Source organism: Candidatus Krumholzibacteriota bacterium, assembly GCA_016932415.1.
In the GTDB taxonomy this organism is placed as follows: Bacteria; Krumholzibacteriota; Krumholzibacteriia; order Krumholzibacteriales; family Krumholzibacteriaceae; genus Krumholzibacterium.
Window position 1 is genome coordinate 1 of the sequence record JAFGCX010000024.1, and the last position, 17024, is coordinate 17024.

Genomic DNA, 17024 nt, shown 5'->3' on the forward strand with positions numbered 1-17024 from the left:
CCAATCACCAGGTTGGAAGGACATGGCAAGATCTCCATATTTATCAATGACGATGGTTCGGTTGCCAACGCCTATCTCCAGATTCCGGAACTGAGGGGTTTTGAGAAGTTCGTCGAAGGCCTCCCGGTCGAAGAGATACCTAGGATCATGCCGAGGATATGCGGCGTGTGCCCGGCGGCTCATCATATGGCTGCTGGCAAGGCTGTGGACGCGGTATACAAGGCCGACATTCCCTCCGTCGCGAAAAAGCTCCGGGAACTCTACTACATGGCGCATTTTATTCACAGCCACGCGGCACATTTCTATGCCCTGGCTGCTCCTGATTTCGTACTCGGTCCGGACGCTCCGAAAGCATCAAGAAACGTTCTTGGGTTGATTGAAAAAGTCGGGCTTGAGATCGGTGGAGAGGTACTCAAGCAGAGAGCGGCGTCTCAGGATATCCAGATAATGGTCGGCGGGAGAGCGACGCATCCGGTATGGAATATACCGGGCGGAGTCACCAGGGCTCTCTCGGTCGAAAACAGGGATAAGGTCAGGGAACTGGCAAAAGGGCAGCTTGATTTCAGTATTTTCGGTCTCAAGATCTTCGCCGACACGGTATTGGCAAACAAGGAATACCTTGATCTTATCACCGGCGATGTCTTTGATCAGGTGACAAACTATATGGGACTCGTCGATGATAATAACAAAGTCAATTTTTATCACGGCAAGGTCAGGGTAGTCGATCCTGAAGGGAAAGAGATCGTAAAATATTCCGAAGCGGAATATCTCGATCACATAGCGGAACATGTCGAACCTTATTCGTACCTGAAATTCCCCTATCTGAAAGAGAGGGGATGGAACGGTTTCGTGGAAGGTATGGGGACATCGCTCTACCAGGCAAACCCTCTTCCAAGGTTCAACGCCGCTGACGGGATGGCTACTCCCAAAGCGCAGGAACAGTATGAAAAGATGTTCGAGACTCTCGGTGGTAAACCATGTCACAAACTGATGGTCAATCACTGGGCAAGGCTTATCGAGATGGTGTACGCGGCCGAACGGATGATCGAACTGATCAATGATGAAGAGATCACCGATCCTAACGTGAGGATCATTCCATCGACGACTCCGAAGGAAGGAGTTGGTATAGTCGAGGCTCCAAGAGGCACATTGACACATCATTACTGGACTGACGAAAACGGTTTCGTAACAAAAGCCAACCTGATAGTCGGCACCACGAACAACAACGCTTCGATATCGATGGCCGTGAAAAAAGCGGCTGAAAAACTGATCAAACCCGGTGGCGAAGTCACTGACGGGTTGTTGAACATGGTCGAAATGGCTTTCAGGTTATATGATCCGTGTTTCAGTTGCGCTACACACAGCCTTCCGGGACAGATGCCGCTTGTCGTTGAGATCAGATCGCTTGACGGAGAAGTCCTGAACAAGATCTCGCGATGACAGAGTCGCGGTTCCGGGGGAATTCCATATGAATACCATAGTCATCGGACTTGGAAATACAGTCCTGACTGATGACGGAGTGGGCGTATACGTCGCGAGGCATCTTCGCGGCAGACTCGGACCTTCAGTAAAAGTAATAGAGGCTGAACTTGCCGGTCTTGACCTGATGGAGATGATGAAGGATCAGGACCGCGCTATAATCATAGACGCGATCAATCTTGATGGCGAAGAAGCGGGAACAGTCTTCAGGCTGAAACACGATGACATAAGGATAACTCCCCGGCTCGCGTCATGCCATGATATCGATCTCGGAACCGCTCTCGCTCTGGGCAGACGATTAGGGTTTCAAATGCCGGAAGAGGTAGTTATATTCGCTGTACAGGGTGAAGATCTTCTGACCCTGCATGAAGGATGTCTTGAAAAGGTGGAAAACATCATTCCCGGTCTCGTAGATGAGATAACCGGAATGATCAATCAGGAACCTTTCACGAAGATCTCGATAGACCTGGGCGGGAGAAAAAACAAGGATGCATGAGGTCTCTCTGATGCAGAACCTGCTGAATGTCGTTTCCGAAGCGGCAAAGGAGCAGGGAGACGGCAAGGTAACAAGTATACATCTTAAAATAGGCCGGATGGCCGGAGTGAATTCCGATTCCCTCAGATTCGCGTTTGATATACTCTCAAAGGGTACGCGGGCTGACTCGGCGGTTCTGGAGATCGAGATGATCCCGCTGAAAATACACTGCAATGGATGTTCGGAAGATATTTCACCTGAAGAATTCTCTCTTTACTGTTCATTGTGCGGAAGCAGGGATATGACAATCGTCTCGGGCCGGGAAATGGAGATAGATTATATAATGGTCGAGGACAGTGACGGGATCAGCGCGGGGAATAGCGCTGCCAGGGAGTGAAAAGAGGTAATGATGCATCAGATAAATATCGGCGAAGATCTCCGCGGGAAGAACCGCGAGATAGCTGAAGAAAACAGAAAGATGCTGAAAGAACATGATGTTTTTTCGCTGAATATCATGAGCGCTCCTGGAGCGGGAAAGACAACATTGCTCGTAAAATCCCTGCCGATGATCACCGGAAGATTCAGAGTGGGAGTCATTGAAGGAGATCTACAGACCTCCAGGGATGCCGAAAGGGTGCGCGAGACGGGAGTGGATGTGTTCCAGATACAGACAGGCGGCGTCTGTCATCTCGACGCGTCAATGGTCCATTCGGCCCTCCACTCGTTTGATCTCGACGCGATAGACATTTTGTTGATAGAGAATGTCGGGAATCTCGTATGTCCCGCCGAGTTCGATCTTGGCGTCGACGGAAGGGTCATGCTTATGAGCATCACCGAGGGGGATGACAAACCGAAAAAATATCCCCTGATGTTCAGCGAATCGAGACTTTTGATGTTGAACAAGGTCGATCTGGCCGATTACGTGGACTTCGACATCGGCAAAGCCAGATCGGAAGCGAAGGAAATAAATCCCGATATAGAGATACTGGAGATATCATGCCGTTCGGGAAAAGGTCTCGACGAGTGGGTGGCATGGATAGAGGGTTTCAGAAAAAACACCAGAGGTGAATGATGTGTCTTGCCATTCCGATGATGGTCAAGGAAATAGACGGTGATACGGCGGTAGTCGAAGCCGGCGGGATAAGAAAAAACGTAAGGCTCGATCTTGTAGAAGGCGTTAATTTGGGTGACTACGTAATGATCCATACGGGATACGCGATCGAGATACTCGACAGCAAAGAGGCTGAAGAGACGCTTGAACTGATCAAGAAGGTATACAGAGCGGGAATGACCAATGACGCGGAAGGCCTCGAACCGTGATTATCTCTCCATTCGAATCATTTCATGACCCTGAGATCGCTTCGATCCTGATCAGGGAACTTAAGAGATTTCCAACGGGAAAACGAATTACCCTGATGCACGTATGCGGTACGCATGAACATTCCCTGGCAAAAGCAGGAATCAGATCGCTCCTGCCGGGCTGGATCAGGCTTGTCGCGGGTCCTGGATGCCCCGTCTGCGTATGCCCCGCGGGGGATATAGATCTTGCCATGCAGGCTGCCTCGAAGGAGAAGGTGATACTCGCCACTTTCGGTGATATGTTCAGGGTACCTTCCGGAGACAGGTCTCTCGAGATGATGAAAGCGGAGGGAGCGGATATAAGGGTGATCTATTCACCCCTCGACCCGGTAAAGATCGCGATCGATAATCCCGATCGTGAAGTGGTTTTTATGGCGGTCGGGTTCGAGACGACGATAGCGCCTATAGCCGCGTCGATACTCTCCGGCCTGCCTCGTAACTATTCGATGATAACTTCGCTTCGCGTTGTTCCGGAAGCGTTGATCTTTCTTCTCGATAGGACCGAGGGCGGGATAGATGGATTCATCCTCCCGGGTCATGTCAGTACTGTTCTTGGAAGAAAAGGATACTCATTCCTTGAGACGGAATATTCCGTTCCGGGGGTCATATCCGGTTTCGAACCTGTCGATATTCTGCACGGGATACTCGAACTCGCGCGCCAGGTGTCCGCCGGGCCTCCCTATACGATCGAGAACCTGTACAGGAGAGTCGTAAGGGAAGATGGCAATACCAGGGCGAGCAGGATGATCTATGAAGTCTTTCAAAAAGCCGATTCAAGATGGAGGGGGATCGGCACGATACCCGGTTCGGGACTTGAATTGAAAAAAGAGTACGCTTCGATCGACGCCGTTCAAAGACACAGGCTTCAATACGACGAAAATTCGATAGATGTTCCTGAAGGGTGCATCTGCCACAAGGTGATCCTCGGGGAAGCTGAATCAGAAGATTGCCCGTTGTTTGGAAGCCGATGCACTCCGCGCAGCCCGGTCGGTCCATGCATGGTCTCGAGCGAAGGCACCTGCAGGGCAAGGTATCAGTACCGTACGGTGCCTACCTGACAAGAATTCAGTTGACTGGTCGATATTCCTTAATTTACCTTGGCTTTCAGGGCGAGGTTGAATAAAAACCATATTGATTATGTATTTAATATGAACTCGCCATCGGGTTTAATTCGTGATAAGGGAAAAGGAAGGTGATGGATATGAAAGTGATGGTCGGCGGGAACAGTTATAACCTGTCGGGCGGTGGTATGAAGAATATCATCGGCGGAGTCATTGTCCTGATCATCCTGGTATCAGGGCTCTACTCTGTCGGAGCTGATGAAGTCGGTGTCATCCTGCGTTTCGGGAAATACGTAAGATCGACTGATCCAGGTCTTCACATCAAGATACCGTTTGGTATAGAGAGTGTCGACAAGGTAAAGGTCAAGAAAGTATTCAAGCAGGAATTCGGTTTCAGGACGATTAAAGCTGGTATCAAGACGCAATACAGCAGCAAGAGTTATTATGAAGAATCGATCATTCTCACCGGCGACCTCAATGTCGCCGAAGTGGAATGGGTCGTTCAGTACAAGGTAAAGGATCCGTATAACTATCTCTTCAAGATCAAGGACCCTTCCGAGACCCTGAGAGCGATGTCCGAATCTGTTGTCAGGCGGGTCGTCGGAGACAGGGCAGTGACAGAGATCCTGACTCTTGGAAGGATCGATATCGCGAAGGATGTCGAGGTCGGACTCCAGGAGCTACTTGACCATTTTGAGTCGGGAATACAGATCGTCACTGTCCAGCTTCAGAATGTCAATCCTCCCGATCCGGTCCGCCCGGCTTTCAATGAGGTGAACAGGGCCAAGCAGGACAAGGAGACAATGATAAACGAGGCTTGGGAGGACTATAACAAGAGGATCCCGAGAGCCAGGGGTGAGGCGGAACAGATGATCGCCGAAGCTGAAGGATACGCGACGAAAAGAGTGAACCAGGCGCTCGGGGACGCTTCCCTCTTCAATCAGATATACAAGGAGTACAGGCTCGCGCCGGATGTGACACGCAGACGTCTCTACCTCGAGACGCTCGGAGAGATCCTGCCAAGGATGGAGGAGATCTACATCGTAGACGAGGATCAGAAATCGATCCTGCCACTTCTTGAAATTGGCAAAGATAGAAAGGGGGGTGATGGAAAATGAAAGGCAGAAAAATACTGTTTTTAGTGATTCTGGTCTTAATTTATGTCGTTGTGATCAATACGTTCTATATTCTGAATGAAGCGGAACAGGCTATCATCACCCAGTTTGGAAAACCTGTCGGAGGAAAGATAGACAAGGCGGGATTACACGTCAAGGCGCCTCTTATCCATACTCTTCATAAATTCGAGAAGAGGATCCTGATCTGGGACGGTTCGGCCGATCAGATCCCAACGGCTGACAAGAAATATATCTGGCTCGATACGACAGCGAGATGGCGCATCGTCGATCCATTACTGTTCTATCAGTCCGTCGGCAACGTCACCGGAGCCCTCGGCCGGATGGACGATATAATAGATTCCTCCTCAAGGGATGTCGTATCGAGTAACGCCCTTCTTGAAGTTGTAAGGAATTCGAACGACATCAGAAAGAAAAAAGCCGAGATAGCTTTAAAAGACAAGTCGATCGAAGACGAGATAGAGGTCGTTCTTGACGAGATAAGTATAGGAAGGGAACAGATAGCCAGGGAGATCCTTACCAAGTCTGTCGAACTTGTCGGCCGCTACGGGATCGAACTTCTCGATGTCCAGATAAAGCGATTGAACTATATAGAGGATGTCAGGAAGAAGGTCTACGAAAGGATGATCTCGGAAAGGCAGAGAGTTGCTTCGGGATACCGCTCCGAGGGAGAAGGCAAGAAAGCGGAGATCAACGGTAAGATGGAAAAAGAGCTTAACGGAATTCAGTCCGAGGCTTATAAAGTATCGCAGGAGATCCGCGGAAAGGCTGACGCGCAGTCAACGAAGATATACGCTGACGCTTACAGGCAGGATCCTGAGTTCTATTCTTTTCTTAAATCGCTCGAAGTATACAGAAATTCGATGGGGCAGAATACCAGGGCGATATTGACTACGGATAGCGATATATATCGATACATGAAGAAGATAAAGAGATAATCGGCCCGGTCGTGGATCGATTCGCGGAGGTTTCGCGCGGGTCCGCTCCTGATCCGGCTGGCAAAACAGTCAAAAAGCATGGTGAGGTCCCGATTTTACGGGAAAGGGGCTTCACCATGTGTTATATTGATCACTCGACCCCTGGTTTGACTTAGACGCTGACTCTGGAGTATGAGAATGATGGGGTATAAAAGTAAAAACTTCTTTCGATTCGCCGCCTTCCCGATGATCCTGGCTCTCTTGTCTATCTTTCCCGTTCAGGTAAGCGGATGGAATCACACGGAGATCGAGTGGAGAACACTCGAAACGGACCATTTTTCAATTCATTTTCACGAGGGAGAGGAATGGTCTGCCAGGGAGACGGCCAGGATTGCCGAGGAGATCCATGGCGCCCTGACGAAGTTCTATGGTTTCAGCCCGGGAAGGATACATATAAACCTCTATGACAAATGGGATAAATCAGCTGGAGCCACTTATTATTATCTTAACAGGATAGATATTGATGCTTCAGATTATGATTTCGCTTTGAGGGGAGCCGCCGACTGGCTCAGAAACGTCATTACCCACGAATACACGCACATGGTGACGATCCAGGCGGCAATGAAGATGCCTCTCTGGATGCCATCGATCTACCTGCAGGGTATAACGTTCGAAAAGGAAAAAAGACCCGATGTAATAAACGGATATCCCAATTTCCAGGGATCGCTGCCGTATGCCGGAGAGATCGTCCCAAACTGGCTTGCAGAGGGAGTAGCCCAATTCCAGTGTCCCTGCGCGAGAAACGATATATGGGATTCTCACAGGGATATGATACTCCGGATGGCCGTTCTTAACGACAGGCTCCTTACTCTCGACGAGATGGGAGTCTTCGGAAAAAATTCTTTCGACGCGGAAAAATTATATAACCAGGGGTATTCGCTTGTAAGGTTCATCAACGAAAGTTATGGAGCGGAAAAGCTCACTGAACTGGTGAAAGAGCATTCAGGGTTTCTGCGCCTTTCCTTTAATGGAGCGTGCCGGAAGGTGCTCGGCGTTGATGACAGCGAGCTTTATGCCGAGTGGGTACGAAAGATAACGAAGGAATATTCAGCGGTAAGGGACGAGGTCTCGGAAAACCGGATCGAGGGAGAGCGAGTAGCCCAGCACGGGTTCATGAATATCTTTCCTCTGTTCGCCGGGAAAGAGGGGGGATATTATTATCTGTCGAACAGGGGAAGGGATTACATGGGTGTGGACCTTGTCCATCAGGGAACTGACGGAAAATGCGATATCATCGCGAGGGACGTATCCTCGAAGCCGTCGCTGTCAAAGGACAGGAGACAGATCTGCTATTCAAAAAGGTCGGGCGATAACAAATATCAATACGAACTTAACGATATATTCATTACATACCTCGGGGCGGGCATTGAACGGCGGTTGACGAAGTCGGATCGAGTCGTAGACCCCGTATTCTCACCGGACGGGAAATCGATCGCCGCGATCTCTGGTAATGACGGATCGGAACATATAGTACTGATAGATGTAGTAGGCGGGAGCGTCAGACCTCTTTCGCGGAAAAGAACGGCTCAGCGGTATTACCGGCTTTCCTGGGGTGATGGCGGCATTCTGGCGACCCGTTTTCTCGGCGTCAGCAACGATATAGTGTTGATCGATCCCGAGACAGGGGATGAGACCGAGATCATCTCTACCGGAGCTGACGAACGCGACCCTGCCTGGGATCGGAGCGGCGCTGGATTCTTCTATTCGAGCGATAAGACAGGTATATTCAACATCTATTATAGAAGTCCCGCTGAGAATAAAGACCTTTATGTCACGAATGTACTTGGAGGCGCTTTCTCGCCCGATTCCGACGGAGATGATATCGTATTTTCCTCTTTCGGAACTGACGGATACGAGATCCGCCGGATCGACGGCTGGAGAAAGTCGGCGGCTCCGGCTTCAGCCTCTGAAGTATATGAGGATCTGATAACAGAAAGAGACACGTATATAAACAGAGCGAAATGCTCGCAGGGGCAAGTTACAGATTACGATTATTCCGATCTGGACAGAAGGTTGAAGGACGCTAAGAAATACAATGTGGATTATACGCCGGTGTATATATTCCCCCGGATAGTATGGTATGACGACCAGCTCCGTCTAGGGGTTGTCGCCGATACGAGGGATTACCTTGACAGGCAGGCAGTATATGGCGCAGCGTCGGTGAATAAAGACAAGGAATTCAATCTGCAGTTCGGTATCGAGTCGAGACAGTTCAAGCCGACTTTTTTTTTCAATTTCTACGCGGCAAGGAAATATTACAATTATTTCGAAGAGGCGAGTGGTGACGTTCAGGTGAGATATGATCTCTGGGACGCGTTCTTCGGATGCAGGCTCGAACTGGATCAGCCATCGGCGAGAGACAGGAAAGAGATCGTCCTGCAGTACAATCATGGCGAATACGGACTGAATATCAACGCGTGGGATATAGCCGACGTTGAACTGGGGTGGAATTATTACAAGGCTAACGAGTTTTCCGTATACCTGAACTACAGTGGAATCGGTTCAGGCATCAGTTCCGATATAAATCCGTCCTCAGGGAGAAGGTTCAGGCTGGAACTGACAAGAGCTTACGACAAGATGTCTTCAGGGTCGTTCGAGTATAATTTCAAACCGATCTATGACAAAAACGAATTCGGAAGATATACGCTTGTCTATGAAGAATTCATTCCCCTGCCGTACTGGTCTCACGTCCTGTCGCTGTTTATAAGGGGCGGCGCGATAGATGAGAGCAAAGTCGACGATTTCTTCAATCTTTTCATCGGAAGCAGGGACGGGATGAGAGGATATTCGTATTACAGCATGGGTGGCAGGAAAAACGCGATGGTCAGGGCTACTTACAGGTTCCCCGTCTGGAACAATATAAACCGGCAGGTGCTGACTACGTATTTCAGTTCGATCTACGCCGGAATCTTCGCCGAAGCAGGCAGGGCATGGGACGAGGACAGGTTTATGACGGAAGATTACAAGAGGGACGCGGGTTTCGAGCTGAGGTTGAAGGGATTTAATTTCTATAACTACCCTCTTGCCGCTTCACTGGAAGCGGCGTACGGAATAGACGAAATAATCTACGCTGATCCTTTCCGTCCCGATATCAGTATCTCGGAGGGGAGAGAGTGGAAGTTTTACGGTTCGGTATTTTTCGATTTCTAATGAAGAGATAGAGGATAATTGATGAAAGTCATTCTGGCCGGTCTGAATGTCGAATCGGATCTGATCAAGAAGGCGGAAACGGCGCTTGGCGCCGAGATGACACCCGAGGTCATTTCCGCCGCTTACGCGAGGATAAGCAGGGATCCGAGAAACGTCAATACGCTAAGAAGAGAGGCAAGAAAGGAAATAAGGAAAGCGCGCAGATCAAACGAGGCTATCGTTTTCGATATGGGGCATTCCTCGATAGCCGAACATGCCGTTATGAACTTTGACGTGATGGACATATCAAGGATCGCCGTGGAGGCGATAGAACATTTCCGACTGGCATCATATACTGAAAAATCGCAACGATATATCCGGCTCGGAAAAGATTTTGTCATCCCGAAGGAGATAGTGGAAGCAGGATTAAGGAGTGAATTTCTCAGCCTGGTCGAGAGCTTGAATTGGTACTACGAAGAACTTTTCTCGAAAATAGCCAGGTCCTCTTCAGGCAGTGGGACAGCGAAAGAAGACGCAAGGTATCTCATGCCGCTGGCAACGTCAGCGCAGCTTGGCATGACGATAAACGCCCGCGAACTGGAATATATGATCAGCCGTCTTTCGTGCCACGAACTTTCGGAAGTGAGGGAGTTTTCGGACAGGTTGTCGAAAATAGCTCACAGGAAAGTACCTTCTCTTGTGCGGTATCCGGGGGCGACTGATTACTTCAGAATGATGCCGGTGGTAAAGAGAGAGGCCGGAAGGATAGCTCGGGTAAAAAGAAAAGACCAGTCGGAAAGGGTCAGGCTGGTAGACGCTACTGAAAACGGAGATATAAAGCTGATAGGAAGCATCATATACTCGGGCGGCCAGAGTTCCTACGCCGAATCGATGGAAGCCGCAAAGAGGATGAAGAGTAAAAATCGATCCGAAATCGTTGCTTCGGTCATGAAGGAGATCGAATCATATAACGGTGTGTGGAGAGAATTTGAAAATATCGACATGACCTTCGAGGTCGTAGTATCTGCTTCATGTTACGCGCAGCTGAAGAGGCACAGGATGACGACCCAGATCGTCCAGCCATATTCAACATCTCTCGGAGTCTCTATTCCCGAATCGGTGCGAAAAGCAGGTGGAATATCTCTTTTCAGAGAGGGTATAAAAAAGTCCGAAGGACTTTACAGGAAGTTGAGGGAAAAAGCAGGTATTTCCGCGGAATATGTTTTGACAAACGCGCACCGGAGAAGGGTGATGGTCAAGATCAATCTCAGGGAACTGTATCATTTTTCCAGGCTCAGAAGCGATGCCCACGCCCAATGGGAGATAAGGGAAATATCGGAGATGATGTGTTCTCTCGCGAGGGAAAGATTTCCCCTCGGGGGCTCAATGCTTGGCGGGAAAGACCAGTTTTACGAAATAAAAAAGAAATGCACCTGATGTATAACATTAAGTAGTTTAAATAACCATATAATTAAAAAGATATTATAATGTCATCATTAAGAGTTCTGGTGAAAAGGCGCGTCGGTTTCCGCAAGTCGCTTCAAAGCCGATCCTTCTCTCTTTTCCTGCTGATGGCCATCCTGGCATTCCTCGTATCGCATCTTTCCTTCTCCAGTGGGCTGGAAGGCGCTGGAGGTGATAAAGCGCTGAGCTCCTCTCCCGATAGGATCATATCCCTTTCGCCAAGCAGTACGGAGATACTATACGCTCTTGGGCTTGAGGATAGACTGGTCGGCGTGACAAGGTTCTGCAAGTTTCCACCCGGCGTTTCGGAAAAACCCAAGGTCGGGGGTTATCTTGATCCCAATTACGAGATAATAGCGTTGCTGAAACCTGACATGGTGATCCTTCTGCCGGAGCAGGATGCTGCCGGAAGGTATCTTGATCAACTGAGGATCGCTCATATGACTGTAGATAACAAGACGATAGAGGATATCCTTGCATCAATCAGGATGATAGGAGAAATATGCGGGGTGGATAGTGCCGCCGTGAAACTGGTCTCATCCCTCGAATCACGGATAGATTCCGTCCGGACCAGGGTCCTAGCCGGGGCCAGGCCGAGAATAATGATAACGATAGGAAGGGATTTTGGATCTGATTCTCTCGGAAAGATCTATATAGCGGGAAGAAAGACATATTACGACGAGATCATAGATATCGCCGGGGGCGTGAATGCCTGCGGGGAGAGGATGATAAAGTACCCGGTCATCTCAGCCGAGGGTGTCCTCGCGATAGATCCCGACATGATCATCGAACTTCTTCCTGAAAAAGATGCGGCAGGTTATACTGAGGAAGAGATAAACAGGCCATGGAAAGGGATCCCGAATGCCAGGGCGGTAAGGGGAAAGAAAATATATCTACTGACGCAGGATTATACCCAGATTCCGGGACCGAGATTCATAATGCTTCTCGAGGATATAGCCGGAATAATCAATTCGGAGTGAAGATGCGAGGAATAGATATAAGAATCGATCGACTGTCATGCCGGCTCGGCGGGAAGGAGATCCTTTCGTCGATGACATTTGAAGTCCCCGCCGGGAAGCATCTTTCAATAATCGGCCCAAATGGCGCCGGGAAAACGACTCTTCTGAAATGCATCATGCGGATCCTTCCGATCTCGAACGGATCGATTGAGATCAGAGGCCGGAAGATCGGCGAGTACAGTCAGAAGAAGCTTGCGAGGGATATCGGGTATGTCCCCCAGAACGCCGGCAGATCGATACCATTTACAGTAGAAGAACTCGTTTTGATGGGGCGATATCCATATCTCAGTCCTTTCTCATCTGTTACTCCGGAAGACCGTGACGCGGCGCGTTCAGCGCTTGATATGACCGGGACACTGGCCCTTTCGGACCGCGGGTTTGACAGTCTCAGCGGGGGTGAGCAGCAGCTCGTCCTGATCGCGTCGGTCCTCGCCCAGGGATCGGGAATAATACTTCTCGACGAACCGGCGACATTCCTCGATCCGAAACACGCGGAAGAAGTGTACAGGATACTTCGCAGGATCAGGGAAGAGATGAACGCGACGATACTCTCCGTCACGCACGATATAAACAGTTCACTTATGGTCTCGGACGCGATCCTGGCCATAAAGGATGGGAAACGCGCATATTACGGAAAAACTGGAGATCTCACTGCCGCTGGCGTCCTTGACGAAGTATTCGACAAGAAATTCCTCTATTCAGATCATCCCGTCTCCGGGACGAGAATAATAATGCCGGATGTGATCAGGTGATGAAGAATAAAAGAAAATTGTTCATAGCCTTCTTCTTTCTGGCTTCCTTTACAGTGATAGCGGCGGCCCCGTTTTTCGGAGTTGAAAAGATCACACCTGGAACTGTACTGAGACCGGACAGTGACGATGTAAAGGCGGAGATATTCTGGAAGATAAGGGTTCCGAGGGTAATAGCGGCTTTTTGCGCCGGGGCGGCACTCGCGCTGAGTGGGATGGCATTTCAGGCGATATTCAGAAATCCTCTGGCAACCCCGTTCACCCTGGGAGTATCGAGCGGATCGGCGTTCGGAGCGGCCATCTACATTCAGATGGGGATTTCTTTCTCGCTTCCGGGAATATCCGGTCAGTCGCTCTTCGCCTTTATGGCCGCGCTTGTATCGATAGGTATAGTCTACGGGCTTACAAGGTTGAAAAAAGGATTCTCCACAGCCACGATGTTGATATCCGGAGTGGCAGTAAATTTCTTCTTCTCGAGCCTGATCCTCTTTATACAGTATATAAGTGATTTCGATAATTCCTTCAGGATAATCAGGTGGCTTATGGGTGGTTTCGAGATCGTCGGGTACTCACCGGTATTGACTATCCTGCCTTTTATAGCGATCGGGACGATCATGATCCTTCTGAAGATAAATGAGCTGAACCTGATAACCGCCGGGGATGATCTTGCCGCCGGCAAGGGCGTCGACATAAAGAGAACGAGGACTGTAATATTTCTCGCGGCAAGCCTGATGATCGGCAGCATAGTATCGATATTCGGCGTGATAGGGTTTGTCGGGATGATGGTACCGCACATATGCAGGTTGATAGCCGGGTATAATCACAGGAATCTCGCTCCGGCAAGCCTCGTCTTCGGAGGGACTTTCCTGGTTATCTGCGACACGCTTTCACGGACGGTGATCGCTCCGGCTGAGATACCGGTCGGAGTGATAACGGCCCTTCTGGGAGGACCGTTTTTCATATACCTGCTGCTGAGCGGATTTTCGGTGGAGGGACGCCGATGAAAGGGAGTATCTTCGACCTGAAAAAATTCGCGATACACGACGGCCCCGGTATTAGGACTACGGTCTTTTTCAGTGGATGTCCACTGAGATGCTGGTGGTGCCACAATCCCGAATCATTTATCGATGATCGGCAGCGACGCCCCGGCGAGGTAGTATCGAGAATATCGTTATGCCGCTATGAAGGATCGGAAAGAGTCACCGGCAATGATGTTCCCGTAGAGGCTGTGATAAGAGAGATAATGAAGGACGAGGTGTTTTACAGGCATTCGGGTGGGGGCGTGACGATATCGGGAGGAGAACCTCTCTTTCAACCTGATTTTCTCGTAGAACTTTTGAAAGCGTGCGGGGATGAAGAGATCCATATCGCTCTCGATACATCCGGATACGCCGAAAGAAAAGATATTGAAAGGCTCGGCGGCCTGGTCGATCTTTATCTTTTCGATATCAAGTTCATCGATGAGAAGGAACATATCAAATATACAGGAGTTTCGAACAGGCTGATACTTGATAACCTTCAATACCTTGAGAGCAGCGGGGCTGATATAGAGATAAGAATACCGTTGATACCAGGGATAACCGATACGGCGCGCAACATCGAAGATATCATCTCATTTCTAATGAATAGAGATGCTCTTCACAAGGTATCACTTCTTCCGTATAATAAGATGTGCGAGGATAAATTCAGGCGGATGAGGATGAAGTACCGTCCCGGTCCTGTTTCGCCGCATTCTCCGCAAGATATCGCGGAGATAACGGAAAAATTCACGAGCGCCGGTCTCGAGGTCGGCATCGGAGGATGAAAAGGTTGAACAAGAGGATTGAAAGGTTGAGAAAACAGAGTCTTGAGGCCGCCGCGGAGATATCGATGGAACGGGCTCTTCTCCTGACCGAGTTTTACCGTGACAAGACCGAAAAAGACCTGTCGGTCCCGGTATCGAGGGCGAAAGCTCTCCGGCATATCCTCGAGAATAAAGCTCTCTGCGTAAATCCCGGAGAACTTATCGTCGGAGAAAGAGGTCCCCGTCCGAAAGCCACATCGACTTATCCCGAGATCTGCGCACATTCCCTTCTTGATCTCGACATACTCGACAAAAGGGAAAAGGTCTCTTTTAAAGTCAGCGCGGAGTCGAGGAAGATCCATGAGGGTGAGATAATCCCATTCTGGGCAGGTAGAAGTATCAGGGATATCATTTTCAGGAAAGTATCGCCAGAGTGGCTTGACGCGTACGAGGCGGGGATCTTTACTGAATTTCAGGAGCAGAGGGCCCCGGGACACACTGTGCTCGACGGCAAGATATACACGAAGGGTTTCATTGATTTCAAAAAAGAGATCGATGAAAGCATTTTAAGAATATCGGAAAAATCGTCCCCCGTGAGTCGGGCGAGGGTAGAGGAATTGAAAGGGATGGCTATCGCTGCCGATGCTCTCATCGGCTACGCGCGAAGGTACGCCGCTCTACTCGATGAGATGGCTGAAGTGGAGAAGGACAGCAGAAGAAGGGATGAACTGATCGAGATGGCTGGTGTCTGCAGGAGAGTCCCGGCCCTGGCCCCGGAGACATTCCATGAAGCTTTGCAGTACTACTGGTTCGTCCATATAGGGATAATAACCGAATTGAATACGTGGGATTCCTTCAATCCCGGAAGGCTTGACCAGCAGCTGTTACCATTTTATTCAGAAGGAATATCTGAAGGGACCCTGACGAAGGAAAAGGCAAAGGAACTCCTGCAGTCGTTCTGGATTAAATTCAACAACCAGCCAGCACCGCCGAAAGTAGGCGTCACCGCGCAGGAAAGCAACACGTATACCGATTTTTGCCTTATTAACCTCGGCGGAGTGACCGGGAACGGGGAGGACGGGGTCAACGAACTGACCTATCTTATTCTCGACGTCATCGAGGAGATGCGGCTTCTTCAACCGGGAACGATGGTTCAGATCAGCCGTAAGAACCCGGACAAGTACCTTGACAGAGCACTTAAGATCGTGAAGACCGGATTCGGTCAGCCATCGGTATTCAATACCGAAGCGATAATCGCCGAGATGCTCAGGCAGGGGAAATCGATCGAAGACGCCAGGGCCGGCGGAGCGAGCGGGTGCGTCGAGACGGGAGCATTCGGAAAGGAAAGTTATATTCTTACCGGATATTTCAACCTCCCGAAGATCCTCGAGTTGACGCTTCACCGAGGTACTGATCCGGTCACGGGAAAATCGATTGGTATCGATACCGGTGACCCCGCCGGATTCGGAGACTTCGAGGAGTTCTACGGCGCATTTGAACGTCAGCTCAAATATTTTATCGACATAAAGATCGCGGGAAATCTGATCATCGAATCGATATGGGCGGAGACTCTTCCCGCGCCGCTGATGTCGCTTCTGATAGACGATTGCGTCAAGAGGGGGATGGATTATAACGAAGGAGGAGCGAGGTACAATTCGTCGTATATCCAGGGTGTCGGGCTTGGAACAGTGAGTGACGCGATGGCGGCGGTAAAATACCACATTTTCGATCTGGCGGATCTTTCTTTCGATGAGTTGATAGATGCTCTCGACCGGGATTTCGATGGAAAGGAAAAGCTCAGGAAGATCCTTGTCGACGAGACTCCAAAATACGGGAACGACGATGATTATCCCGACCTGATAATGGTAAGGATATTCGAAAGCTTCTTCGATTCCGTCGATGGCATCGAGAACGCCAAGGGGGGGTATTTCCGCGTGGATATGCTTCCGACCACCTGCCACGTCTATTTTGGAAGCAAGACAGGCGCGCTGCCTGATGGAAGGAAGGCAGGCGTTCCTCTTTCAGAGGGGATATCACCCGTCCAGGGAGCGGACAGGAAAGGCCCGACGGCGGTGCTTAAATCCGCCTCGAAATTCGATCATCTCAAGACCGGCGGTACTCTTCTCAATCAGAAGTTCTCTCCACAGGTATTTTCTGAGGGGAAGGGCATCGAGAAGGTACGTCAGTTGATCAGGGCGTATTTCAGTATGAACGGACACCATATTCAGTTTAACGTCGTCAGTGCTGATATTCTGAGAAGAGCACAGGATGATCCTGAGAGCCACAAGGATCTGATTGTAAGGGTCGCCGGGTACAGCGATTACTTCGTAGATCTAGGGACTGATCTACAGAACGAGATAATAAGACGCACGGAACATGAAGCGGGATGAGATCTT

At 49.8% G+C, this 17024-nt stretch carries 15 protein-coding genes; all 15 read left to right on the top strand.

Annotated features, from left to right (window positions below; genetic code table 11):
• On the top strand, positions 1–1440 hold a 1440-nt coding region (locus JW814_08915; GenBank protein MBN2071561.1), incomplete at its 5' end, for a Ni/Fe hydrogenase subunit alpha.
• 28 nt (positions 1441–1468) lie between these two features.
• A complete protein-coding gene (locus JW814_08920; protein MBN2071562.1) occupies positions 1469–1975 on the top strand; it encodes a hydrogenase maturation protease in 507 nt (168 codons plus the stop codon).
• On the top strand, positions 1968–2351 hold the full coding sequence (gene hypA / locus JW814_08925; protein MBN2071563.1) for a hydrogenase maturation nickel metallochaperone HypA: 384 nt from the start codon (positions 1968–1970) through the stop codon (positions 2349–2351). The genes JW814_08920 and hypA overlap by 8 nt, the downstream gene beginning before the upstream one ends.
• Before the next feature lie 12 nt (positions 2352–2363).
• Positions 2364–3026, top strand: a complete 663-nt coding sequence (gene hypB / locus JW814_08930; GenBank protein MBN2071564.1) for a hydrogenase nickel incorporation protein HypB — start codon at positions 2364–2366, stop codon at positions 3024–3026.
• Complete coding sequence (locus JW814_08935; protein MBN2071565.1) at positions 3026–3274, top strand: HypC/HybG/HupF family hydrogenase formation chaperone; 249 nt, start codon at positions 3026–3028, stop codon at positions 3272–3274. The genes hypB and JW814_08935 overlap by 1 nt, the downstream gene beginning before the upstream one ends.
• Positions 3271–4371 carry a hydrogenase formation protein HypD gene (gene hypD / locus JW814_08940; GenBank protein ID MBN2071566.1) on the top strand — a complete coding sequence of 367 codons (1101 nt, stop codon included), beginning with the start codon at positions 3271–3273 and terminating at the stop codon, positions 4369–4371. Before JW814_08935 ends, hypD begins: the two co-directional genes overlap by 4 nt.
• A gap of 137 nt (positions 4372–4508) precedes the next feature.
• The gene (gene hflK / locus JW814_08945) at positions 4509–5492 is read left to right on the top strand and encodes an FtsH protease activity modulator HflK (GenBank protein ID MBN2071567.1); all 984 of its coding nucleotides are present in this window, start codon (positions 4509–4511) and stop codon (positions 5490–5492) included.
• A complete protein-coding gene (gene hflC, locus JW814_08950; protein ID MBN2071568.1) occupies positions 5489–6445 on the top strand; it encodes a protease modulator HflC in 957 nt (318 codons plus the stop codon). Before hflK ends, hflC begins: the two co-directional genes overlap by 4 nt.
• 177 nt (positions 6446–6622) lie before the next feature.
• Entirely contained in the window at positions 6623–9634 is a 3012-nt protein-coding gene (locus tag JW814_08955; GenBank protein MBN2071569.1) for a PD40 domain-containing protein, read from the top strand.
• Positions 9635–9655: 21 nt separating this feature from the next.
• Positions 9656–11050, top strand: coding sequence for an FAD-dependent thymidylate synthase (locus JW814_08960; protein ID MBN2071570.1), 1395 nt, complete (start codon positions 9656–9658; stop codon positions 11048–11050).
• Positions 11051–11121: 71 nt separating this feature from the next.
• Positions 11122–12057, top strand: a complete 936-nt coding sequence (locus JW814_08965) for an ABC transporter substrate-binding protein (protein ID MBN2071571.1) — start codon at positions 11122–11124, stop codon at positions 12055–12057.
• A gap of 2 nt (positions 12058–12059) precedes the next feature.
• Complete coding sequence (locus JW814_08970; GenBank protein ID MBN2071572.1) at positions 12060–12848, top strand: ABC transporter ATP-binding protein; 789 nt, start codon at positions 12060–12062, stop codon at positions 12846–12848.
• The gene (locus JW814_08975) at positions 12848–13849 is read left to right on the top strand and encodes an iron ABC transporter permease (GenBank protein MBN2071573.1); all 1002 of its coding nucleotides are present in this window, start codon (positions 12848–12850) and stop codon (positions 13847–13849) included. Before JW814_08970 ends, JW814_08975 begins: the two co-directional genes overlap by 1 nt.
• Positions 13846–14649 carry a glycyl-radical enzyme activating protein gene (locus tag JW814_08980; GenBank protein ID MBN2071574.1) on the top strand — a complete coding sequence of 268 codons (804 nt, stop codon included), beginning with the start codon at positions 13846–13848 and terminating at the stop codon, positions 14647–14649. Before JW814_08975 ends, JW814_08980 begins: the two co-directional genes overlap by 4 nt.
• A 5-nt stretch (positions 14650–14654) precedes the next feature.
• A complete protein-coding gene (locus tag JW814_08985) occupies positions 14655–17018 on the top strand; it encodes a glycyl radical protein (protein ID MBN2071575.1) in 2364 nt (787 codons plus the stop codon).
• Positions 17019–17024: the final 6 nt, after the last annotated feature.